This window comes from Massilia sp. LXY-5 (assembly GCF_059801075.1).
In genome coordinates, this window is record NZ_JBNNEH010000001.1 from 309,879 (window position 1) to 331,339 (window position 21,461).

At 64.7% G+C, this 21,461-nt stretch carries 17 protein-coding genes; 13 read left to right on the forward strand and 4 right to left on the reverse strand.

The genetic code is table 11. From position 1 onward, the window contains the following. Positions 1-24: 24 nt before the first annotated feature. Positions 25-828 (reverse strand): lipid II flippase Amj family protein, encoded by an 804-nt coding sequence (locus tag ACI48I_RS01415; protein ID WP_498573123.1) that lies wholly within the window; start codon positions 826-828, stop codon positions 25-27. Positions 829-935: 107 nt separating this feature from the next. Then, positions 936-2,330 (reverse strand): argininosuccinate lyase, encoded by a 1,395-nt coding sequence (argH, locus tag ACI48I_RS01420; protein WP_498573124.1) that lies wholly within the window; start codon positions 2,328-2,330, stop codon positions 936-938. A gap of 130 nt (positions 2,331-2,460) precedes the next feature. Between argH and ACI48I_RS01425 the strand changes: the two genes are divergently transcribed. From ACI48I_RS01425 to ACI48I_RS01475, 11 genes are all read left to right on the forward strand, one after another. Further along, positions 2,461-3,021 carry a hypothetical protein gene (locus ACI48I_RS01425; RefSeq protein ID WP_227496672.1) on the forward strand — a complete coding sequence of 187 codons (561 nt, stop codon included), beginning with the start codon at positions 2,461-2,463 and terminating at the stop codon, positions 3,019-3,021. Between the two features lie 85 nt (positions 3,022-3,106). After that, entirely contained in the window at positions 3,107-3,544 is a 438-nt protein-coding gene (locus ACI48I_RS01430; protein WP_193688305.1) for a GNAT family N-acetyltransferase, read from the forward strand. 69 nt (positions 3,545-3,613) lie between these two features. Then, the gene (locus tag ACI48I_RS01435; RefSeq protein ID WP_193688306.1) at positions 3,614-4,828 is read left to right on the forward strand and encodes a cyanophycinase; all 1,215 of its coding nucleotides are present in this window, start codon (positions 3,614-3,616) and stop codon (positions 4,826-4,828) included. A 276-nt stretch (positions 4,829-5,104) separates the two neighbouring features. Next, positions 5,105-5,770 (forward strand): hypothetical protein, encoded by a 666-nt coding sequence (locus ACI48I_RS01440; protein WP_193688307.1) that lies wholly within the window; start codon positions 5,105-5,107, stop codon positions 5,768-5,770. 65 nt (positions 5,771-5,835) lie between these two features. After that, complete coding sequence (locus ACI48I_RS01445; protein ID WP_193688308.1) at positions 5,836-7,155, forward strand: caspase family protein; 1,320 nt, start codon at positions 5,836-5,838, stop codon at positions 7,153-7,155. A 33-nt stretch (positions 7,156-7,188) separates the two neighbouring features. Then, a complete protein-coding gene (locus ACI48I_RS01450; RefSeq protein ID WP_498573125.1) occupies positions 7,189-8,037 on the forward strand; it encodes a DUF4384 domain-containing protein in 849 nt (282 codons plus the stop codon). 45 nt (positions 8,038-8,082) lie between these two features. Continuing rightward, positions 8,083-11,088 (forward strand): tubulin-like doman-containing protein, encoded by a 3,006-nt coding sequence (locus ACI48I_RS01455; RefSeq protein ID WP_193688310.1) that lies wholly within the window; start codon positions 8,083-8,085, stop codon positions 11,086-11,088. A 72-nt stretch (positions 11,089-11,160) separates the two neighbouring features. Beyond that, positions 11,161-11,868 carry a TPR end-of-group domain-containing protein gene (locus ACI48I_RS01460; protein WP_193688311.1) on the forward strand — a complete coding sequence of 236 codons (708 nt, stop codon included), beginning with the start codon at positions 11,161-11,163 and terminating at the stop codon, positions 11,866-11,868. A 1-nt stretch (position 11,869) separates the two neighbouring features. Then, the gene (locus ACI48I_RS01465; protein ID WP_498573126.1) at positions 11,870-12,544 is read left to right on the forward strand and encodes a TPR end-of-group domain-containing protein; all 675 of its coding nucleotides are present in this window, start codon (positions 11,870-11,872) and stop codon (positions 12,542-12,544) included. Positions 12,545-12,598: 54 nt separating this feature from the next. Next, on the forward strand, positions 12,599-14,014 hold the full coding sequence (locus tag ACI48I_RS01470; RefSeq protein ID WP_498573127.1) for an IgA Peptidase M64: 1,416 nt from the start codon (positions 12,599-12,601) through the stop codon (positions 14,012-14,014). A gap of 147 nt (positions 14,015-14,161) precedes the next feature. Continuing rightward, positions 14,162-14,686: a hypothetical protein gene (locus ACI48I_RS01475; protein ID WP_498573128.1), complete on the forward strand. Its 525-nt coding sequence runs from the start codon at positions 14,162-14,164 to the stop codon at positions 14,684-14,686. A 147-nt stretch (positions 14,687-14,833) separates the two neighbouring features. Here ACI48I_RS01475 and parC read toward each other — a convergent pair whose 3' ends face one another. Next, positions 14,834-17,161, reverse strand: coding sequence for a DNA topoisomerase IV subunit A (gene parC / locus ACI48I_RS01480; RefSeq protein WP_193688315.1), 2,328 nt, complete (start codon positions 17,159-17,161; stop codon positions 14,834-14,836). 78 nt (positions 17,162-17,239) lie between these two features. After that, positions 17,240-19,237, reverse strand: coding sequence for a DNA topoisomerase IV subunit B (locus ACI48I_RS01485; protein ID WP_193688316.1), 1,998 nt, complete (start codon positions 19,235-19,237; stop codon positions 17,240-17,242). Positions 19,238-19,520: 283 nt separating this feature from the next. Between ACI48I_RS01485 and ACI48I_RS01490 the strand changes: the two genes are divergently transcribed. Together ACI48I_RS01490 and ACI48I_RS01495 are read left to right on the forward strand one after the other, a co-directional pair. Beyond that, positions 19,521-20,354, forward strand: a complete 834-nt coding sequence (locus tag ACI48I_RS01490; protein WP_498573129.1) for a PleD family two-component system response regulator — start codon at positions 19,521-19,523, stop codon at positions 20,352-20,354. 52 nt (positions 20,355-20,406) lie between these two features. After that, on the forward strand, positions 20,407-21,396 hold the full coding sequence (locus ACI48I_RS01495) for a gamma-glutamyl-gamma-aminobutyrate hydrolase family protein (RefSeq protein ID WP_193688317.1): 990 nt from the start codon (positions 20,407-20,409) through the stop codon (positions 21,394-21,396). The last annotated feature ends 65 nt before the right edge of the window (positions 21,397-21,461 follow it).

The following is a 21,461-nucleotide window of genomic DNA, read 5'->3' on the forward strand; positions in this document are numbered from 1 at the left end:
GGGTCACGTGTGCGATCAAACATATCACACCGCCCGCGCCACGAACGTAATCAACAGCGCGGACGGCACCAGCAGCGCCTGCGCCAGCAAGGTACCGGCCAAACGGCTCCCGACCAGCCAGACGATCGCCTGGCGGAACTGCGATTCGCTCACCCGCCCCTCGACCACGTCGTCCGTCATGCCTGACATGTGCGGGTCAATAAAAACGGCCATCATGATGGTCGCGCCGCCGTTGATGATGGAAGAAAGGGTCGAGGAGGTCACGCGCACGCCTGGGTCGAGCGCACCCGCATACAGGGAGGCGAACACGCCGACCGTCCACAGCGCCACCGCGCCGACATTGAGCAGGGTGATCGACAGCGAGACGCCTCCCTTGCTGCGCAGGCCGCTGACGTTCGCGCCCGCCGGCAGCGTGGCCGCATCTTTTACGTAGGACAGCCCGCCCTTGAAAAAGCCGTGCAGGATCAGTTTCGGCACCGAGCGGTGCACCTGGAAGTGATCCACGGCGCGGCAGAACACCCGTTGAAAGGTCGGGATCAGGAGGGCGCCGGCGACCGTCGCCAGCGAGCTGGCCACCAGCAGCCAGCGGAAGTCCGCCAGCAGGTTCGTCGCCACCGTCCCGGCCAGGTTCGATTCGACGCGCTTGGCGAGGAAAGGGCCGAGGAAGGAATTCGAGGTGCGCGAGACCAGCACCAGGATGGAAAACAGCGCGAACGAGACCGCGATGCGGCGCGTGCGCACGCCGGCGATGCGCACCGAATAGGCGAGGGTGCCGATCAGGTGGATGACGAAGGTGAGAAAACAGATCAGCCAGAGCTGGGTGTCCATGCGGGGGCGCCGTTGTTGTCAGGCATGCATGCTGACATCGAACGGACGCCGGGGCAAGGAAATTGCGGCAGGGTGGGCACGCAGTGCCCGTCCTGCCGGCTCAACTCTTATTTGAGCTGCCCGCGCACGCGTTCGATCGCCTTGCGCACCTGGTTCGGCGCGGTGCCGCCGACGTGGTCGCGCGCCGCAACGGAGCCTTCCAGCGTCAGCACGGCGAACACGTCGTCCTCGATCAGCGGCGAGAAGGTACGCAGGGTCTCGAGCGACATCTCGGAGAGGTCGCATTTGGCGCTGTCGCAGGCACGCACGGCATGGGCCACGGCTTCGTGCGCGTCGCGGAACGGCAAACCCTTTTTCACGAGGTAGTCGGCCAGGTCGGTCGCGGTGGCATAGCCCTGCAGCGCGGCCGCGCGCATGTTCTCGGCTTTTACGGTAATGCCGCCGGCCATGTCCGTAAAAATGCGCAGCGTGTCGAGCACGGTGTCGACGGTGTCGAACAGCGGTTCCTTGTCTTCCTGGTTGTCCTTGTTGTAGGCCAGCGGCTGGCCTTTCATCAGGGTCAACAGGGAAGCCAGGTGGCCATACACGCGGCCGGTCTTGCCTCTAGCCAGTTCCGGCACGTCCGGGTTCTTCTTTTGCGGCATGATCGAGGAGCCGGTGCAGAAGCGGTCGGCGATGTCGATGAAGCCGATGCGCGGGCTGATCCACATCACGAGTTCTTCCGACATGCGCGAGACGTGCATCATGATCAGCGCAGCAGCCGCCGTGAACTCGATCGCGAAATCGCGGTCGGAGACGGCGTCGAGCGAGTTGTGGCAGACGTCCTCGAAGCCGAGGTTTTTTGCCACGCGCAGGCGGTCGATCGGGAAGGTGGTGCCGGCCAGTGCGGCCGCGCCCAGCGGCAGGCGGTTCACGCGGCGGCGGGCATCGAGCATGCGCTCGGCATCGCGCCCGAACATTTCCACATAGGCCAGCATGTGGTGGCCAAAGGTGATCGGCTGCGCCACCTGCAAATGGGTGAAGCCCGGCATGATGGTGTCGAAGTGGCGTTCGGCCAGGTCCGTCAGGGCGCCGCGCAGGCTGTTCAGCAGGACCACCACGTCGTCGATCGCGGCGCGCACATACAGGCGGATGTCGGTGGCGACCTGGTCGTTGCGAGAGCGCCCCGTGTGCAGGCGCTTACCGGCATCGCCGACGAGTTCCGTCAGGCGCTTTTCGATGTTCAGGTGCACGTCCTCGAGGTCGAGCAGCCACTCGAAGCTGCCGGCCTCGATTTCGCTTTTGATCTGCGCCATGCCGCGCTCGATCTCCGCGCGGTCGGCATCGCTGATGATGCCTTGCGCGGCCAGCATCTCGGCATGCGCGAGCGAGCCCTGGATGTCGAACATGGCCAGCCGCTTGTCGAAGAAGACGGAGGCCGTGTAGCGTTTGACGAGGTCCGACACGGGTTCGGAGAAGCGTGCCGACCAGGCTTCGGCTTTTTTGGAGAATTGTTCGGTCATGGTGGGTTCCTTTGATTTATTCGATTATAAACCGGCATCCCGCAGCACCGCCGGTGGGGCCTGCGGATGACAAGCCGGCCGAAATCGCCGATTATTCAACTGTTAACATGGACCGACCGAAGGAATCACGATGAAACGATGGCTCAGCCTTGGCCTCGCCGCCGCAATGAGCACCGCCGCCGCAGGCGCCGCCCAGCCGGTGCATACTGCGCCCGCCCAACCCGCCACGGCGAAAGAGGCCGACGGCGCCTCGGTCGACAGCACGGTTGCCGCCCTGTACGACGTGATTTCCGGGCCGGCCGGCGCGCCGCGCAACTGGAACCGGATGCGCGCGCTGTTCGCGCCCGACGCGAAACTGATGGTCGTCACGCCCAACCGCGAAGGGGGCGGCTTCGCCCTGCGCACGATGACGGTCGAGGACTACATCAGCCGCAACATGAGCGCCTTCAACACGAACGGTTTCTACGAGCGCGAAATTGCCCGCACCACCGACGCCTTCGGCCAGCTGGTGCACGTGTTCAGCACGTATGAATTGCTGCGCTCGCCGAACGATCCGAAGCCTTTCATGCGCGGCATCAACAGCATCCAGCTCGCCTTCGACGGCAAACGCTGGTGGATTGCCAACCTCGTCTGGCGTGCCGAAGACGCCGGCCTGGCGCTGCCGGAACGCTACCTGCAGAGCCACCAGTAGGCGGGCGCGATGCGGATGCCAATCGAATCTTGTCGTTTGCATAAACAGGACTAGAATTGGCTTTTTCGCCAGACCGGCCAGGCAGATGAATACCAACGATTCCAGCTTCGAGGTCAGCACCGACCAGTCGCGGCTCGACATCCCGATGATCTACCGCTTCCTCAGCGAGCAGTCGAGCTGGGCGGTGGGGATCTCGCGGCCGATCGTCGAGCGCGCCATTGAAAATTCCCTGTGCTTCGGCGGCTACCTCGATGGCCGCCAGATCGCCTTCGCGCGCGTGATCACCGACTTCGCCACCTTCGCCAACCTGGTCGACGTCTTCGTGCTCCCCGAGTACCGCGGCCACGGCTACGGCAAGCAACTGGTGGCGGTCGTGCTGCGCCACCCGAGCCTGCAGCGCCTGCGCCGTTTCATGCTGGCGACAAGCGATGCCCAGGGCCTGTACGAACGCTTCGGTTTCACGCCGCCGCGCAATCCGGAGACACTGATGGAGCGTTACTTCCCGAACATTTATCTCTCCTGAGAAGGCTCAACACGGCGACATCTTCCAGGATTCACGCTTAGCATTTGGGCTTGATGAAGGAGTGTCGCCATGTGGCCGATCGCTGGTTCCGTTGCGCTTGCCGTTGCTTTGCTCTCCACCCCGGCCAAGGCCGCCGAGCTGCCTGCAGCGAAAGGTTCGCTTGTCATCATCGGTGGCGCGCTGCGCCCGGATAATGCCGCGGTGTGGGAGCGTATCGTCCAGCTGGCCGGCGGGCAGGGCGCCCGCATCGCCGTCTTCGCCTCCGCTTCCGCCAATCCCGAAAAATCCGGCGCCGCCCTGGTCGAACGCCTCAACAAATACGGCGCGAACGCCTTCTTCGTACCGGTCGCCGTGCGCCTGACCGGCACCGACTATCAGGCCGCGGCCGATAATCCCGAACTCGCCGCCGCCGTGCGCGGCGCCGGCGGAGCCTATTTCGCCGGCGGCGACCAGGCCCGCATCACGCGTGTCCTGCGCCGTCCCGACGGCTCCAACACCGCGGTGCTCGACGCCTTGTGGGACCTGTACCGCCGCGGCGGCGTGATCGCCGGCACCAGTGCCGGCGCCGCCATCATGAGCAGCACCATGTTCGGCCACCCGAAGCCCGTGCTCGCCACCCTGAAACAGGGGCTGACCGACGGCCAGGAAATCACGCCCGGCCTTGGCTTCATCGGCGACGACGTCTTCGTCGACCAGCACCTGCTGGTGCGCGGACGCTTTGCACGCATGCTGCCGGCGATGCTGAAGAAGGGCTACAAGCTGGGCCTGGGCATCGACGAGAACACGGCGATGGTGGTGGGCCCGAACCGCGACGTCGAGGTGGTCGGCTACAAGGGCGCGCTGGTGGTCGACCTCTCCGCCGCCGACGCCCGCCAGGGCGCGATCTTCAACGTCAGCAACGTGCGCCTCAGCTACCTCGACAATGGCGACCGTTTCAACATCGCCCGCCACAGTTTTACCCCGGCGCCGGATAAAGCCGACGGCCGCCTCGACCCGGCCCGGCCGTACTACCGCGAGCCGCTGTTCTCGGCCGACATCCTCGGCAACAGCACCGTGGTCGACCTGATGGGCAAACTCATCGACAGCGACCAGCCCGAAGCCATCGGCCTGACCCTCGACAGCGCCAACGCCGTGCAGCCGGAGCTCGGCTTCGAATTCAAGTTCTCGCGTACGGGTGAGAGCGTGGGCTACGTGTCGGCCACCACCGAGGCGTATTCGGTCTATAACGTGCGGCTCGATATCCGGCCGATCGTGGTGAAGAGGCCTTTGTACCAGTACCGGTAGGCTGGCGCGAAAGTTCATTTTGTACAGCTAATATTTTCTGTAAGCATCTAATTGTGACAATTGGATAGTTTTCGTAAGGAAATATCTGACATACTGCCCAGTCGTGCCACGGGTAGGTGCACAGGGCGGCGTACTGACGGATGTCTTGTCACGTTCCCATGAGGTTGTTCGGCCCGGGCCAAAAAACCAAAACAGGGGAAAAACATGCGAGTAAATAAGAATTGGTCGCGTAGCGTACTGCTCGCGGTGATGACGTGCGTCGGATCGTCCGGCGCAATGGCCCAGGAGTCTGCCTATGCCGCACTGGATGCCTGCGCGAAGGACGAGCAGATTCGCCTGACCGCCCAGGGTGCGGCACTGGGCCTGGTGACGGGTCTGGGTGGTGCCATGTTCGCCGGTAAAAAGGACAAGGCATTGAAGGCGGCCGCCATTGGCGCCGCCGCCGGCGGTGTCGCCGGTTTTGCCACCGCCTATTACACCGGCATCGACAACTGCAAGAAAAAAAATCCACAGTGGATGACCGAATCGGCGCTGGTGCGCGACCCGAGCAAAAGCTATCAGCAGGTCAAGAAGGAGCACGGCTACCAGGCGCGTGACGGCATCAAGCTGTATCTGCAGGACATGGCCGCTCCGGCGTCGGTCCAGCCGGGCGAGCGTTTCGCCATCGATACCGTGTACGACGTGATGACGCCGACCGACGCCGAGACCGAAGTGGTCTTCCAGCGCAAACTGTTCGTCACCACCGACGGCAAGGAAACCGAGATGACCTTCCCGCTGGCCAGCAGCACCACCCGCGTGGTGGAAGCGGGCCGGTCGAAGGAAACCATCCATGTGCCGACGCCGCCGAATGCCGCCAAGGGCACGACCTACCGCGTAGAAATCAGCGCCGCCGCCGGCGGCAAGCCAGCGGCGACACAGTCGCGCACGGTCAGCGTCATCTAATCAACATCAGCGTGCCGCGCCGCCGGCGGCCGCTGGCGTCCGGCGTGCGTGTATCGAATCTTGCCATGACCAATTCCTTCCTGCGCGTGCTGGCGCTGTTGACGGTGCTGCTGCTCGGCGGCTGCGCCGCGAGCCAGATGCACGGCTACGAACCTACCTATTATTCCTATAACGTTCCGCAGCCGCTGCTCGACGCGGTCCGGCTGAAGCTGCGCCAGAATGGACTCGTCGACGCAGGCATCGTGCGCGACAGCACGGGCCGCGTCCGCCTTGCAGGCAGTTACGCCAACGAGGACGAGGTCGACCGTGCTTTCGTCATCGTCCAGTCCATCGTCGGCATCAAGTCGACCTCGCCGTTCTACCCGGAGAACGTCAAGCTGACGCGCTGGGAGAGCGAGGCGAGCCGGGCGCTCGCGGCGAACACGACGGCAAGCCGTGCCGACACGCGTCCGGGCCGCCGCATTGCGTTTGTGGTCGGCATCAATACCTTCAAGGACAGCAAGCACTTCAAGCCGGTGCCCGGCGAGGACGATGCGCGCGTCGTGATGCGTTCGGCCGAAAAGGCCGGCTACAGCGTGATTTCCCTGCTGGGGAGCCAGGCCACGAAGGCGGCGATCGAGGCGGCGCTGGCCCGCGTCGAACGCGACTTGCGGCCACAGGACAGCCTGTTCATCTACGTTTCCACGCACGGCACCCAGCCCCTGCCGACGCCGCAAGGCGGCGACAACCGCAGGATGTCGATCGTCGCGTGGGATTCGGGTGACGCCAGCATCAACAACGAGCCGGACTACTACCTCAACCTGCAGCGCACCGCCGTGTCCGATACGCTGGTCCAGCAGCTGGCGAAGAAGCCGACCAGGAACACGCGCATCCTGATCGACACCTGCTACAGCGGCGAAATGCTGCGAGGCTTGCCCGATGCCAGCGGCGGATATATTGCACGCACCAACCATGGCGCGCCGGAACGGGCGGGTATTTCGCTCGCGTCGTGGACCGGTCCCGCCTTTACCGCAAAAGGCATTCGCCAGGCGTTCGAAGGCCCGCCGGCCGACCTGGGCAAGGGCAAGGCCGCGCGCACCACCCTGGCCGACGAACTCGGCAGCGAGCGCGCCTACACCATCATCACGGCCACCAGCGAAGGCGAGCAATCGCTGGCGCCCGGCAATCCGGACAGCACGTTCACGCTCGGCGCACGCCAGCTCAAGGGCTCATTCTTCACCCAGGCTTTCTTCGCCTATCTCGACGAGGCACAAGGGCATGTCGAGCCTGCATTCGAGAAGGCCCGCGAATTTACCCGCAACAAGGCGCAGGAAGTCAGCCGCGGCGAACGGACCCAGGTACCACGCCATTTCGCCACGCAATCGGCGGACCGCAATTCGCTCTGACCGCCGCTCTTTACTCATCTATCAGGACAGCACATGAAAAAAGCAATCACCGTAGCGACTCTTCTGCTCCTGTCGGGCGCAGCCTCGGCGCAGGAGGGCTATAGCGCCAAGTCGCTGTTTTTCGGCGAAGACGGCAGCGTCGTTGCCGCCTCGACCGGCAAGAAGCCGGTACCTGCCGCCAGTGCGCCCGTGCTGGCAAAAAACGAGGCCAAGCCAAAACAAAAGAAGAGCCTGGCACCGCGCCAGATCGGGGCCAGCTACTTCATCCGCCTCAAAGGCGAAGACGGCTCGACGCGCGACGTCCTGGCCAACCGTACCTTCAGGAGCGGTGACCGCTTCCAGCTGGGCGTCAAGGTGAACCGGCCTTCGTACGTCTATGTGCTGAACCAGGACCCGGACGGCAACCTGGCGCAAATCTTCCCGGTCGCCGGGCAGGACAACTATATCAATGCGATGGGAACGGTCTTCCTGCCGGCGCGCGGCGCGTTCGAGTTCGATGCGAAGCCGGGTGCCGAGCAGCTGCTGGTCTTCCTCTCGCCGACGCCGATGAACGGCGGCGTCAACGAACTGGTCGGCAGGACACAGCCCGACCTCGACGCGGGCCTGGTGGCCGGCGCCACCTGCAACGGCGGCGCCGAGCGCATGGCATCCGCACCGGCCACGCTCGATGGCCCGGCATTCGCTTCGAAAGCCATCACCTTCAAGGAGGACAGCGGCGCGACCTGCGGCGCGGCACGGCCGGCCTATGCGTCGAAGGCCGTCGTCTTCAGCGACGACCCCGAGCCTGGCCAGGGTGGACAGGTTGCCTCCTACGTCGTCAAGAAGCCCGGCGCGAAGTCGGACAAGAACCTGTTCCTGAAAATCAAACTGGCCCACGAATAATGCCTTCGGCGCACCGCTGACGAACCCGAGAGAACCAAGTTAACCATGTCAAACAATCACCTCATCATCGGCCTGGGCGGCACCGGCGGCAAAATCATCCGCCAGATTCGCAAGACAATCGAACGCAACAAGGACACGCAGGACGCGGGCCGCTCGCAGGCCCGGTTTGCCTACCTCTACATCGACACCTCCACCGACGAGCTGGACAAGAAGGAAGAGTGGAAGGTGCTGGGCAAGGACGTCGGCCTGAACCGGAGCGAAGTGCTGATCAACACGGCCAGCAACGTGCGTCCGGTGCTCGACGATCCGGATTCGTTCCCCGGCCTGAAGAGCTGGATCGAACCGCGCAGCATCTTCGATTTCGTCAAGCCGGGCATTGCGGGTGCAGCGCAGCGCCGCAAGCTCGGGCGGGTGGTGTTCGCGCAGAACGCGCCGAACTTCGTCAAGGCGCTCGAAGGACGCATCGCCGAACTCGAAGCGAGTCCGGGCAAGGTCGGCGCGACCATCCACGTGGTATGCGGCCTTGCCGGCGGCACCGGCAGCGGTTCGGTGGTCGACGCGGTCGCGCAGATCCGCCATAAATGCCCGGATTACGACCAGTACCGCATCCTGGTATATGCGCTGCTGCCGGAAAAGAATTCGAAGCGCGTCAAGGACGTCGCCGGCTTCTCGAACTATTACGCCAACGGTTACGCCGCGCTGGCCGAGTTGAATGCGATGGCGGTCGGTAAATATCACCCGACCAACCTGCTCGACGGCGAGCCGCTCGCGCACGACACCTATTTCAACGGCTGCTACCTCGTCAACAATATCAACGAGCACAATATCCAGTTCGAAGTCGAATCGGAAGTGCCGAAAATCGTTGCCGAGTTCATCTACCAGAAGACCCTGAACAAGGAGTGGGAAGGGCTGGGCCGCGCCGAGAAGGGCGAAAACGACATCAAGAATTTCGAGAGCGACGACGACATCGGCAAGGCGCGCGCCAAGCTGTTCCTGTCGTTCGGCATCAAGCGCGTCGTGGTGCCGGAGCAGGAAATCAAGGAATACCTGGCCTACGGGTTCGCCGAACAGGCGGCGCGCCAGCTGATGTTCAATAACTTCCGCCAGGGCGAAGGCTATGCCGACGAGGCGGTCGAAAAGGACTGGGGCTTCGAGGCACGCAAGCCCGAGACGGCCCAGGCCCTGTTGCTGACCGATGCGCACCTGCTGCTGGAAACGGGCATCCTCGTCGACGATGCGCGCAACACGACGTGGAAACCGGCCGCCGAATACTGGAAACAGATCGTCAGCCGCCTCGCGCCCGAGATCAAGGCCGACACCACGCTCGAACAGACGACCTGGGTGCCGGCGCTCAATACCCGCCTGGCGAAGGTGTTCGACGACACCTACCGGACCATGGGCGGGGTGCGCAAGTTCTACGAGGTGAAGGGCAATGCCCGGGTCGAGATGGCGCGCCATATCGGCCGCCATATCGAGAAGGAGTTCTTCGGCCGCTGGAAGGCCGGCAGCGCTTCCCTGATCCAGCTGCGCCAGCTGACCGACGCCCTCATCGGCGTGCTCGACGAACGCCTGGTCGGCTACACCGACCGGATCGCCAAGATGCCGGCCGCCGAGCAGGCGGTACAGTTGCGCAGCCGCGAGTTGAACGAACAGTTCAACAAGGTCGGCTTCTTCGGCAAGCACCTCACCGACAAGCGCAGCGCGCTGTTCTCGGATATCGCGACCCAGTACCAGGAAATGTATGTCCTGCGCACGACGCTCGAAGGCCTGAAATTCGGCGCCAGCCTGATCCCGTTCGTCAAGGAGCAGCTCAACAGCTTGCGCGGCCGCATCGACGAACTGCACCAGAACCTGGCCGAGGCGACCAAGCGCTTCGGCAACGAGCGCGCCAACCGCCTGCAGCCGAACGACGCCGCTTACCAGAAGCGCGTGTTCGACCAGGACGCGATCGCCGGCATCATGAAGGCGATCACGGTCGACGAACCGGCCCAGGCCGCGCGTACCCAGCGCGTGCGCCAGGCGATCATCGACCTTGGCGGTACCGATGTCGGCTCCTTCGACCAGCTCCAGCAAAGCCTGAGCCTGGGCAGCATCATCGGCTGCCTGTCGCAGGAAGCGGCCCAGATTGTCGAGCTGGCGCATGCGGAAATCGCAGCCAACCTGCCGCCTGTGCTGCGCGTTAACATCGTCGAGCGCCTGCAGAAGAAGTACGACGCCAATCCCGACGGCCTGCGCGATTTCGTGCGCGAGCTGTACGACGAGGCCGGCAGCATGCTGACCTTTAACAAGACCGAAGTCGACCGTGCCGTGGCGAACAACGCCGGCGGCTCGCGTGGACGTACCCAGACCGTCGGCGTGTTCGTGCCGGAGTGCGCCCACCAGGCGCCGTTCCGCGCGGCGCTGGCCCAGGTATTCGAGGAGCAGAAGGACCCGGTCTCGGACACCAAAGTCGCTGTCGGCAACCTGCCCAACCAGATCGTGATCATGAAGATCGCTTCGATGATGCCGGTACGCTTCGTCGAATCGCTGGCCGAGCTGAAACGTCATTACGACGGCCTGCTGAAGGATCACAACGAATCCTATCTGCTGCACGGCACCGGCGATGGCCTCGAGCTGCCTACCCTGTATGCGCGCTCGTCGGCCGAACTGCAGGCCAAGGCGCAGGCGCGCCGCGCGCCGATGCTGACGGTGGCACGCCTGCTCGGCATGGTCAAGGAACGCCAGAACCACACGACCGGCCTGCCGGAATGGGCATTCATCTACGAGGAAGACGGTTTGCCGAGCGCGCGCGTGCTGGCCGGCCGCAGCTGGGACGATGTGCTCAAGAGCGACCTGTCATCCGACATCGAGCGCGCCATCGAACGCGATGTCGGCGCACGTATCGACGCCGAATTCCGGCACGTGGACCGGAAGAACGAACTGCTGTCGGCCTACCAGAAACTGGCGCGCGACCGCTTCGACGCCGCCGGGGCAAACGACCAGGACCCGGGCTACCAGCTCTTGCGCAGCATGAACGGTTCGGTGCGCACCATCATCGGCATTGCCGCCTGAGGTCCGGAATCGGGGCCGGTTTCATGCCGGCCCCGCAAAAAAATCAACAATATTGTTTAGAAAGTTTCAATCATGGCAAAGTATAAATGCCCGACCCTGGGCGACTGCGAGCGCGCAAATACCGGTGAAGTGTTCGAGCGGGCACCCGGAGAAGACTTGAAGTGCCCGGGCTGCACGACCTTGCTCGAGCCCCAGCTGTCTTCCGAGGCCGCGCCGAAGCGCCCGGTCGCCCTGGTCGCAGGCGTCGCCGCGGCGATCGTTCTGCTGGGGGCAGGTGGCGCCTATGCCTACCTGAAGCGCGGGCCGGCCGAACCGGTTGTCGCACAGGCCGCGGCCGACGCTGCGGTACCGGCACCCCAGCAGCAGGCGCAGGGCGGAATCGCGCCGTCCGACAGCGAGACCGCCGCGCTGCGCCGCGAGGGCGAAGCGCGCCTGGTCGACGGCAAGGCCGCGGAGGCGGAGTCCGCGGGCAGCAAGGCCGCCGCCAACGAGATGCTGAAGGTCGCCATTGCCAAGATGGCCCAGGGCAAACTCGACGATGCCGAGAAAGAGTTCGAAGCGGCACGCGCACGCGCGCCGCAGCAGCCGCTGGTCTATTACAACCTGGCGGTACTGCGCCTGAAGCAGCAACGCACCGACGACGCGCTGAAGCAGTTCGAGGCGGCTTTCATGGCGGGCTTCGAGCATTTCAAGGAAATGGACAGCGACCCGGATCTCGATGCGTTGCGCGCCGACCCCCGCTTCACCGAACTGGTCAAGAAATACCGTCCGAGCGCCTGACATGGCGCGCTGGCAACGAGCGGCGGGCGCCGCACTGGCAATGGCACTGGCCCTGGCGGTGCAGGGCTGCGCACGGGAAGACGGCAGCCGCATTCTCGGCCACTGGCGCGCCGAGCGGTTTGCGGTCATGTCGCTGAAACTGCCGGTCGGACCGGAACTGCACATTACGCGCGACCGGCTGGCCAGCGCTGACAACGCGCTGGCACTGCCGATCTCCGCCATCACGCAGGACGATGACGAGGTGACGCTCGAAACGGCGGGCGCCATCGGATTGAGCTTTCATTTCGTGGAGCCGGACCGGATGTATGTGGAGCTGCCTTTCGTGGGCAAGATCTACTATCGCCGCGTGGCCGATACGCCGCCGGAAGCGGTCGCGCAAGGTTCTGCGCCTGCGGCGCAGGCAAGCGTGCCTGCACCCGCGGCGCCGGCCGCGCCAGTCCGGCCGGTAGCCGAGACCGCACCGGCGGCGCCGGCCGCGGCACCCGGCGAGCAGTACTACCACCAGGCGCTCGCATCCGCCCGCGAGGGCGATGACGACGGCGCGCTGCGTCACCTGCATCGCGCATTCGGCGCTGGTTTTAGTGGTGCCGGGCGCGTTGCAGCGAGCCCGGAATTCGCACACCTGCGCACCGATGTCCGGTTCCAGGTGCTGCTGTCGCGCTACAACGGGGAGTAATCGGGGGCGTGCCAGGATTACAATGCGGGGATCCGATTTTCCAAGGGACCTCCCATGATTCGATTCTTTCCGCGCCTGCTTGCCGCCGCTTCCTTGGTGGCGGCCGGACTGGCCCAGGCGGCGCAACCGGCCACCGTACGCGTCGACTATACCCACAGCGGCAACGCCCTGTCCGACAGCTACGCCCTGGAGCAGGTCCTGGTCGAGCCGCTGCCCTGGCCAGGCGACACTACGAGAAACCTGGACAACACGAACCGCGGCCAGAACCGGGTCGAGGTGGCCGATGCGAAGACGGGAGATTTACTGTATTCGCGCGACTTCTCCACGATTTTCGGCGAGTGGCGCACGACGGACGAGGCCACTAAAATCAGCCGCGGCTTCAGCGAATCGGTGCGCTTTCCGAAGCCCGATCGCCCGGTGCGCGTGCGCATCCTGAAGCGCGACGAGCGCAATGCCTTTTCGGTTGCCTGGAGCGTGGAGATCGATACCGATGCGCCCGACGTGGTGAGAAAACAGCCGGCGGCACCGGCGACGCCGATCCCGATCCGCGTGAGCGGCCCGTCGCCGCAGAAGGTGGACCTGCTGGTGCTGGGCGATGGCTACACGCAGGCGGACATGAAGAAGTTCGAGACCGATGCGCGGCGCCTGGCCGCGCACCTGTTCACAGTCTCGCCTTTCAAGGAGCGCGCGGACGATTTCAATGTCTGGGCGCTGGCCGTGCCGACCCTCGAATCGGGCGTGTCGCGCCCCTCGACGGGCGTGCACCACGCCTCGAAGCTCGGTACGCGCTACGACATTTTTGGAAGCGAGCGCTATGTGCTCACCCTGGACAACCGCGCGCTGCGCGAGATCGCCCAATACGCGCCCTACGAATTCATCGAGATCCTGGTGAACAACGAGACCTATGGCGGCGGCGGCATCTTCGGGCAGTTCAGTACCGCGGCAGCTTCCAACGAGTGGGCCGATTACCTGTTCGTGCACGAATTCGGCCACCACTTCGCCGGCCTGGCCGACGAGTACTACACCTCGCCGGTCGCCTATGCGGCCAGCAGCACGCGCATGGAACCGTGGGAACCGAATGCGACGGCATTGCGCGACCCGGCCAATTTGAAATGGGCGAAACATGTAAAGGCGGGCACGCCGCTGCCGACGCCGTGGCCGAAAGCCGAGTACGAGGAATACTCGCGCGCCTACCAGAAGCGGCGCGCCGCGCTGCGCGCCGCGAACCGGCCGGAGAGCGAGATGAATGCGCTGTTCAGGGAGGACCTGGCGCGTACCAAAGCCTTGTTCGCGAAGCAGCCCTACCGGCAGATGATCGGTGCCTTCGAGGGCGCGAACTACGAGGCCAAGGGATATTATCGGCCGGCGATGCAGTGCATCATGTTCGACCGCAGCGAAGCCTTCTGCCCGGTGTGCCAGGACGGGATCACGGACATCATCGACCTGTATGCGGGGGTGAAACAGCGCTGAAAGTGGATTGATGCTGCTCAGCAGTAGTGTGTGTGGTGGCGAACAGACCCCGTGTGCATGGAGGCATATTCTGGTCTCGAAGTTAATAAAAAGTTAAACGATGCGGGCATGGCCTGCACCCCACCATTGCACCGAAAGGACACCATCATGAACAAACTGCTCGCCACCCTGATCGCCGGTCTCGTCGTTACCAGCGCCTATGCGCAGACCGCCACCACGACCACCACCACGACCGCACCAGTAGCCGTCACCACCACGGCCAACACCAAGGACGTCGTGAAGGCCGAAGCCCGTGCCGAGGAAGACGTGGCCAAGGCCGAAGCGAAGGAAATGAAGGCTGCCGCCAAGGCCGACGAGAAGGCCTCGAAAGCCGTCGCCAAAGCGCAGGAAAAGAAAGCCAAGGCGCACGCCAAGGCCGTGAAGGCGCACGCCAGCGCCTCCGAGAAGATCACCAAGGCCGATCCTGAAGACCGCGCCAAGGCGATCGCCAAGGGCGAAGAGAAAGTGTCGGAAGCGAACCTGAAGGCCGAGAAGACCATGATCAAGGCCGATGAAAAGGCCCTGAAGGAGCAGGTCGACGCCGCCGCCGACAAGGCGCGTGCATCGGCCAAGATCGAGCAGGTGCGTGCCGAGGCGATGGCCGACGTGCACAAGGCAGCGGCCAAGAAGTAATCGGTTCGATGCAATAAAAAATGCCGGCGCGAGCCGGCATTTTTTTTAGGGTTGTTTGCGTGCGTTCGGGTTCGCACGGGCACGTACGCGTGGGCTCGAGAGCCCACGCGTTACGGACCGTTGCACAGCCGCGGAAACAGGGACGAATTACTCGCCCGTCGAACGCATCGCCAGATCCGTCGCCTTCAACTTCTGCGACAAGGGCTTGCCCTTCCTTGCGCGCTTGCCGAAATGCGGCTCCAGCCCCGACGCGAACAGCTCCACGGTACGCGGCTTCGAACCGGCCCAGGTGCCGATCACGTTCACGCCCTTCTGGCTGATCGGTTGCGCCGCCAGCAGCTGTTCCTTCGGATCGAGTTCCATCAGCGTCACGCCGCGCCCGCCGTTGGTCAGCACCTTCATTTCGTCGATGCCGAACACCAGCACGCGGCCATTGCCGGACAGGCAGGCGATCGCGCCGGCGGAATCGGGCACCACGCGCGGCGGCAGCGGTACGGCGCCGTCATCGAGCGTGATGAAGGATTTGCCACCCTTCAGGCGGCTGACCATGTCGCCCGCCTTCGACATGAAGCCGAAGCCGTTGGACGTCGCCAGCAGCAGTCGCGTGTCGGCCGTTCCCGCGAAATAATGCAGGATGCGCACGCCGCCCGACAGGTCGACCAGGGTCGTGATCGGCACGCCGTCGCCGCGCGCGCCCGGCAGGGCGGCCACCGGCACCGAATAGGTCTTGCCGTTGTCGCCGATGCCGACCAGCGAATCGACCGTGCGGCACTCGAAAGCGCCGTACAGCGAGTCGCCCGCTTTGAACGTGAACTGCGCCGGGTCGTGGCCGATGCCGGTGCGTGCGCGCACCCAGCCCTTCTCGGAGATGATCACGGTGACGGGTTCGTCGATGATCTTCTGCTCGGCGACCGCCTTCTGCGCTTCCTCGATCAGGGTACGCCGTGCGTCGCCGAAGGTCTTGGCGTCGGCTTCGATCTCGCGAATGATGGTGCGCTTCATGGTCGACGGATTGGCCAGGATGTCTTCCAGCTTCTCCTTCTCGCCGCGCAGCTGCGCCAGCTCCTGCTCGATCTTGATCGCCTCCAGGCGTGCCAGTTGGCGCAGGCGGATCTCGAGGATGTCCTCGGCCTGGCGGTCAGACAGACGGAACTCGTCCATCAGGGCCGCCTTCGGCTCGTCCGAGTTGCGGATGATGGCGATCACCTTGTCGATGTTGAGCAGGACGATCTCGCGGCCTTCCAGGATGTGGATGCGGTCGTTGACCTTGCCCAGCCGGTGCTCGGTACGGCGCCGGACTGTCGTGAATCGATAATCGATCCATTCCTGGATGATCTCGTTCAGGCCCTTCTGGCGCGGACGGCCGTCGCCGCCGATCATCACCAGGTTGATCGGGCTGGAGGTCTCGAGCGAGGTATGCGCCAGCAGCAGCAGCATGAATTCGTTCTGGTCCTGGTTCTTCGACTTCGGCTCGAACACGAGGCGCACGGCGGCTTCGCGGCCGGACTCGTCGCGCATCGTGTCGAGCGAATTCAGGACCGTCTGCTTCAGGGCGATCTGTTCCGGCGTGAGCGTCTTCTTGCCCAGCTTGACCTTCGGGTTGGTGATCTCTTCGATCTCCTGCTGGACCCGGGCGGCCGAGGTGCCCGGCGGGAGTTCCGTCACCACGGCTTGCCACTGGCCGCGCGCCAGTTCTTCGATCTTCCAGCGCGCGCGCACCTTCAGCGAGCCGCGGCCGCTGGCGTACATGTCGGCGATCTGCGAGGCCGGGGTGATGATCTGGCCGCCGCCCGGGAAGTCCGGGCCGGGCATCATCGTCATCAGTTCCGCATTCGAGATCTTCGGGTTGCGGATCATGGCGACGGTGGCGTCGGCCACTTCGCGCAGGTTGTGCGACGGGATCTCGGTGGCCATGCCGACCGCGATGCCGGAGGCGCCGTTGAGCAAGACCATCGGCAGGCGCGCCGGCAGGGTGCGCGGCTCGTTGGTGGAACCGTCGTAGTTCGGCTGGAAGTCGACCGTGCCCATGTCGATTTCATCGAGCAGCAGGCGCGAGATCGGGGTCAGGCGGGCTTCGGTATAGCGCATCGCTGCCGCGCCGTCGCCGTCGCGCGAGCCGAAGTTGCCCTGGCCGTCGATCAGCGGGTAGCGCAGCGAGAAGTCCTGGGCCATGCGGACCAGGGCATCGTAGACCGACTGGTCGCCGTGCGGGTGCAGTTTACCGAGCACGTCGCCGACCACGGCCGCGGACTTGCGCGGCTTTGCGGTCGGACCGAGGCCGAGTTCATTCATCGCGTACAGGATGCGGCGCTGGACCGGCTTCTGGCCGTCGGCCACGTCGGGCAGGGCGCGGCCTTTCACGACCGAGACCGCGTAGTCGAGGTAGGCGCGTTCGGCGAAGGTCGACAGGGTCAGCGTTTCGATGTCGTCGGCCGGCTCGGCGGCTTGTTCGAAGAGGTTTGCTTGGGTAGTCATATTCAGTTTGTTTCGTTTTTTGACGGTGCAGGGTGGGCATGCCCACGCGTTGACGTGCGGTTCAACACCGCACACCCATCAAATATCCGCTTCGGTTTCGTTGCCGTGTTCCTCGATCCAGGCGCGGCGGGCGGCGGCTTCGCCTTTGCCCATCAACATGTTGAAACGCGCGCTCGATTCGCCGTGGTCGAAACCGCCCAGGGCCACCGGCAGCAGGCGCCGCGTGTCCGGGTTCATGGTCGTTTCCCAGAGCTGCTCGGCGTTCATCTCGCCCAGGCCTTTAAAACGGGAGATGTTCCAGCTGCCTTCCTTGAGACCGTCCTTTTTCAGCTTGTCCTCGATCGCCAGCAGTTCGCCGTCGTCCAGCGCGTACAGCTTCTGCAGCGGCTTCTTGCCGCGCGGCGGCACGTCGACGCGGTACAGCGGCGGACGCGCCACGCAGATGTGGCCATGGCGGAACAGGGCAGGGAAGTGCTTGAAGAACAGCGTCAGCAGCAGGACCTGGATGTGGGAGCCGTCCACGTCCGCATCGGACAGGATGCAGATCTTGCCGTAGCGCAGACCGCTCAGGTCAGGCGAATCGCCCTGCGAGTGCGGGTCGACCCCGATGGCGACCGAGATGTCGTGGATCTCGTTGTTCGCGAACAGGCGGTCGCGGTCGGTTTCCCAGGTATTCAAAACCTTGCCGCGCAGCGGCAGGATCGCCTGGTATTCCTTGTCGCGGCCCATCTTCGCGGAACCGCCGGCCGAATCGCCCTCGACCAGGAACAGTTCATTGCGCGTCAGGTCGGTCGATTCGCAATCGGTCAGCTTGCCCGGCAAGACAGCCACGCCCGAGGACTTCTTCTTTTCGACCTTCTGCAGCGAGCGCATGCGCGACTGCGCCTGCTTGATGACGAGGTCGGCCAGCTTCTTGCCGTATTCGACGTGCTGGTTCAGCCACAGCTCGAGCGGCGGTTTCGTAAACGTCGAGACGAGTTTGACGGCGTCGCGCGAGTTCAGGCGTTCCTTGGTCTGGCCCTGGAATTGCGGGTCCAGCACCTTCGCCGACAGCACGAAGGAGACGCGTGCGAACACGTCTTCCGGCAGCAGTTTGACGCCTTTCGGCAGCAGGCCGTGCAGTTCAACAAAACCTTTCACGGCGCCGTACAGGCCGTCGCGCAGGCCGGACTCGTGCGAGCCGCCGCTTGGCGTCGGGATCAGGTTGACGTAGGACTCGCGCACGACGGCGCCTTCCTCGTTCCAGGCCACGACCCAGGCCGCCCCTTCGCCTTCGGCAAAACTCTCGTCGCCCGCCGCCGCATAGCCGGCACCCTCGAACAGCGGGATCACGGTCTGGCCGCTGGTGCTCTGGTTCATTGCCTCGACCAGGTAGCCGCGCAGGCCTTCGTCGTAGCGCCAGGTCTGGACGTCGCCGGTTTTCGCGTTCGTCAGCGTGACGGTCACGCCCGGCAGCAGCACGGCTTTTGACCTCAGCAGGCGCACCAGGTCGCCCATCGGGATGTTCGGCGAATCGAAATATTTGGCGTCCGGCCAGGCGGTGACGCGGGTGCCGTTCTTCTTGCCGCCGCGCTCGAAGGGTGCGGAGGAGAGCGGCTCGATCACGTCGCCGTCGGCGAAGACCAGGTTGTGGACGCCGTTGCCGTCCTCGGTCTTGCGCCAGACGGTGATCTCGAGGCGCTTCGACAGCGCATTGGTGACCGAGACGCCGACGCCGTGCAGGCCGCCCGAGAAGGCATAGGCGCCGCCCGAACCCTTGTCGAACTTGCCGCCGGCGTGCAGGCGCGTGAACACGATTTCGACCGTGGACACGCCTTCTTCCGGGTGGATGCCGACCGGGATGCCGCGGCCGTCGTCCTCGACGGTGACGGAACCGTCGACGTTCAGGGTGACGCCGATGTTGCTGCAGTAGCCGCCCAGCGCCTCGTCGGAGGCGTTGTCGATGACTTCCTGGATGATGTGCAGCGGGTTCTCGGTCCGGGTGTACATGCCCGGACGCTGCTTCACGGGTTCGAGTCCCTTGAGGACGCGGATGGATGATTCGCTGTAGTCGGGTGCGGGTTTCTTGGTTGCCATGCTGATCAGTGTTTTTTCGAAAGCCTGCGCATTCTATATCTTGTCGGGAGGAAAAAGCAGGAAGGGCGTAACGGATTGTTCTTGTCAACGCGTGGAAACGTGACTAGATTGGTACGCAAGGTTGCTACGCCAAGCGGCCCCGAGAAACCGTTGAGCGGAAGGCGTTCATTGAGAACAATACTGTACATGCATACAGTAATAATCGCAAGACTCGCCATCTTACCGCAGTTTTCCGTACAACAGGTCCGTGGGCTGTCCACGTCGCACGCACCGGATGATCATCATGCATGCACAAAAAATGCCGACGGCAGTACGACTGCTCGGATTTTCACCAGGCGCTGTCGTGCACCTGGCTACCTTGCTGGCAGGTGCGCCGCGCTCGGGACCGCTGTATTCCTGCCTGCATGAGGACAGCCTGCAGGAACCCGACATCGTGCTGGCCGACGGCGGCAATCCGGCGGCCCTGGCCTGGCTCGACGGCATGCGCTGTGCGCCGCCCGCGCTGGTGATCGGCGGTTCGCCCCACGCCGATTACGCCCACCTGGCGCTCCCGATCGACCCCGAGCAGTTGCATGCCTCCCTCGTCAGACTGCTGGCCGAACGGCGGCGTGCGCTGGCGCTGCTGAGCGCGCGCGGCGAGCCGCTGCTGGCCGAGCGCCGGCGCCGTCCCAGGCTCGGGGCCGACGCCGGCTGCGCCGATGGACGCCAGCCGCCGCGCGACGGCAAGGTGCTGATCGTCGACAAGGGCGGCGCCTTCCGTGACCATCTGGCCGGGCTGGTGGGTGATGGCCGACTGGCGATCGCCTGGACCGACAGCGCGCCGATGGCAGTGCGCCTGTGCGACGAGACACCGGTGTCGCTGGCGATGATCAACACGGCCACGCCCGGCATCGACCCCTACGGACTGAGCCGCAACATCAAGGCGCAGGACGGGGCAGGGCGCACGGCCGTGGTGCTGCTGGTGGGACGGACATTCAATTATGACAGTACGCTGGCGCATGGCGCCGGGGTACGCGGGCTGCTCGACAAGCCGGTGGGGGACCGCAGCCTGGTGTGCATGCTGCAACGCTTGACGAGTCTGCAGGACATGCCTGCCTCGGTCAGCTCAGCCATGTGATTTTGTTACAACTTCGAATCGTGCGCGGCAGTGGCGGGGCTATATTCGTCCCATGGCAGACGAACAACCCAAGCCCGACGCCGAGCCTTCCGGCCCGCCGCTGGAAAACCGTGCCGAGACCCCGCAGCGCATTCCGGACCGCCGCGCAAGCAGTGGCGGCGTGCCGCGTTACCAGCGTCCAGGCGACACGCCCTTCGCGCTGGCCGGGCGGGTGCTGCGTTCACGCTGGCGTGCACTGCGCGACCGCTTCAGCCGCGACTTCATGCGCCGCACCCTGCGCATCGGCGTCTCGGCGCGCATCTTTCATCCCGAACCGGGTTCGACCGGCCTGCGCAGCAAAAATCTCCAGTACCTGGAGGAGTCGATCGCCCAATGGGTGATGTCGCGCGACGTGCTTGTGTTCATGATCCCGACCGTGAACACCAACGGCCTGCTCCATCCCAGCAACATCACCCTGCGCCACTACGCGCGCCACCTGGACGGCCTGGTATTGCAGGGCGGGGCCGACGTCTCGCCGCAGACCTATTCCGAGTCGCCCACCCGCCCCGAGTGGAGCGGTGACCGCGCGCGCGACCTGTACGAACTCGAACTGCTGCACGAATTCGTCGAGGCCGGCAAGCCGGTGCTGGGCGTCTGCCGCGGCTGCCAGCTGATCAACGTGGCGTTCGGCGGTACCCTGTACCAGGACGTGGCGACGAATGTTCCCTCCGCGCTGGCCCACGTGCACACCGACTATGACGCCCACCGCCACGCGATCGAATTCCCGCCGGGCTCCTCGCTCGGACGCATGTTCCCCAACGCCGGGCGCCCGATCGTCAATTCGATCCACCACCAGGCGGTCAAGGAACCCGGGCGCGATATCCGCATCGAGGCGGTGTCGTATCCGGACGGGATCGTCGAGGCGATCCGCTACGACAAGGCGGACTTCGTGATGGGCCTGCAATGGCACCCGGAATTCCACCGGGCCGGTGGTACGGACCTGCTCGATTGCACGCCGGTGCTGGATGAGTTTTTACGGGCGGCCAGGGAGACGCGCTTGTAAGAAATGTCGCCAATATTCAGTTGCGATCCGCGTGGGCTCGAGAGCCCACCCTACGTTACACCGCT

What these genes read in the sequence shown, in the direction of transcription:
- ACI48I_RS01415 (WP_498573123.1), bottom strand. Translation starts at nt 828, where the DNA reads ATGGACACCCAGCTCTGGCTGATCTGTTTTCTCACCTTCGTCATCCAC.
- argH (WP_498573124.1), bottom strand. Translation starts at nt 2,330, where the DNA reads ATGACCGAACAATTCTCCAAAAAAGCCGAAGCCTGGTCGGCACGCTTC.
- ACI48I_RS01425 (WP_227496672.1), top strand. Translation starts at nt 2,461, where the DNA reads ATGAAACGATGGCTCAGCCTTGGCCTCGCCGCCGCAATGAGCACCGCC.
- ACI48I_RS01430 (WP_193688305.1), top strand. Translation starts at nt 3,107, where the DNA reads ATGAATACCAACGATTCCAGCTTCGAGGTCAGCACCGACCAGTCGCGG.
- ACI48I_RS01435 (WP_193688306.1), top strand. Translation starts at nt 3,614, where the DNA reads ATGTGGCCGATCGCTGGTTCCGTTGCGCTTGCCGTTGCTTTGCTCTCC.
- ACI48I_RS01440 (WP_193688307.1), top strand. Translation starts at nt 5,105, where the DNA reads ATGGCCCAGGAGTCTGCCTATGCCGCACTGGATGCCTGCGCGAAGGAC.
- ACI48I_RS01445 (WP_193688308.1), top strand. Translation starts at nt 5,836, where the DNA reads ATGACCAATTCCTTCCTGCGCGTGCTGGCGCTGTTGACGGTGCTGCTG.
- ACI48I_RS01450 (WP_498573125.1), top strand. Translation starts at nt 7,189, where the DNA reads ATGAAAAAAGCAATCACCGTAGCGACTCTTCTGCTCCTGTCGGGCGCA.
- ACI48I_RS01455 (WP_193688310.1), top strand. Translation starts at nt 8,083, where the DNA reads ATGTCAAACAATCACCTCATCATCGGCCTGGGCGGCACCGGCGGCAAA.
- ACI48I_RS01460 (WP_193688311.1), top strand. Translation starts at nt 11,161, where the DNA reads ATGGCAAAGTATAAATGCCCGACCCTGGGCGACTGCGAGCGCGCAAAT.
- ACI48I_RS01465 (WP_498573126.1), top strand. Translation starts at nt 11,870, where the DNA reads ATGGCGCGCTGGCAACGAGCGGCGGGCGCCGCACTGGCAATGGCACTG.
- ACI48I_RS01470 (WP_498573127.1), top strand. Translation starts at nt 12,599, where the DNA reads ATGATTCGATTCTTTCCGCGCCTGCTTGCCGCCGCTTCCTTGGTGGCG.
- ACI48I_RS01475 (WP_498573128.1), top strand. Translation starts at nt 14,162, where the DNA reads ATGAACAAACTGCTCGCCACCCTGATCGCCGGTCTCGTCGTTACCAGC.
- parC (WP_193688315.1), bottom strand. Translation starts at nt 17,161, where the DNA reads ATGACTACCCAAGCAAACCTCTTCGAACAAGCCGCCGAGCCGGCCGAC.
- ACI48I_RS01485 (WP_193688316.1), bottom strand. Translation starts at nt 19,237, where the DNA reads ATGGCAACCAAGAAACCCGCACCCGACTACAGCGAATCATCCATCCGC.
- ACI48I_RS01490 (WP_498573129.1), top strand. Translation starts at nt 19,521, where the DNA reads ATGCATGCACAAAAAATGCCGACGGCAGTACGACTGCTCGGATTTTCA.
- ACI48I_RS01495 (WP_193688317.1), top strand. Translation starts at nt 20,407, where the DNA reads ATGGCAGACGAACAACCCAAGCCCGACGCCGAGCCTTCCGGCCCGCCG.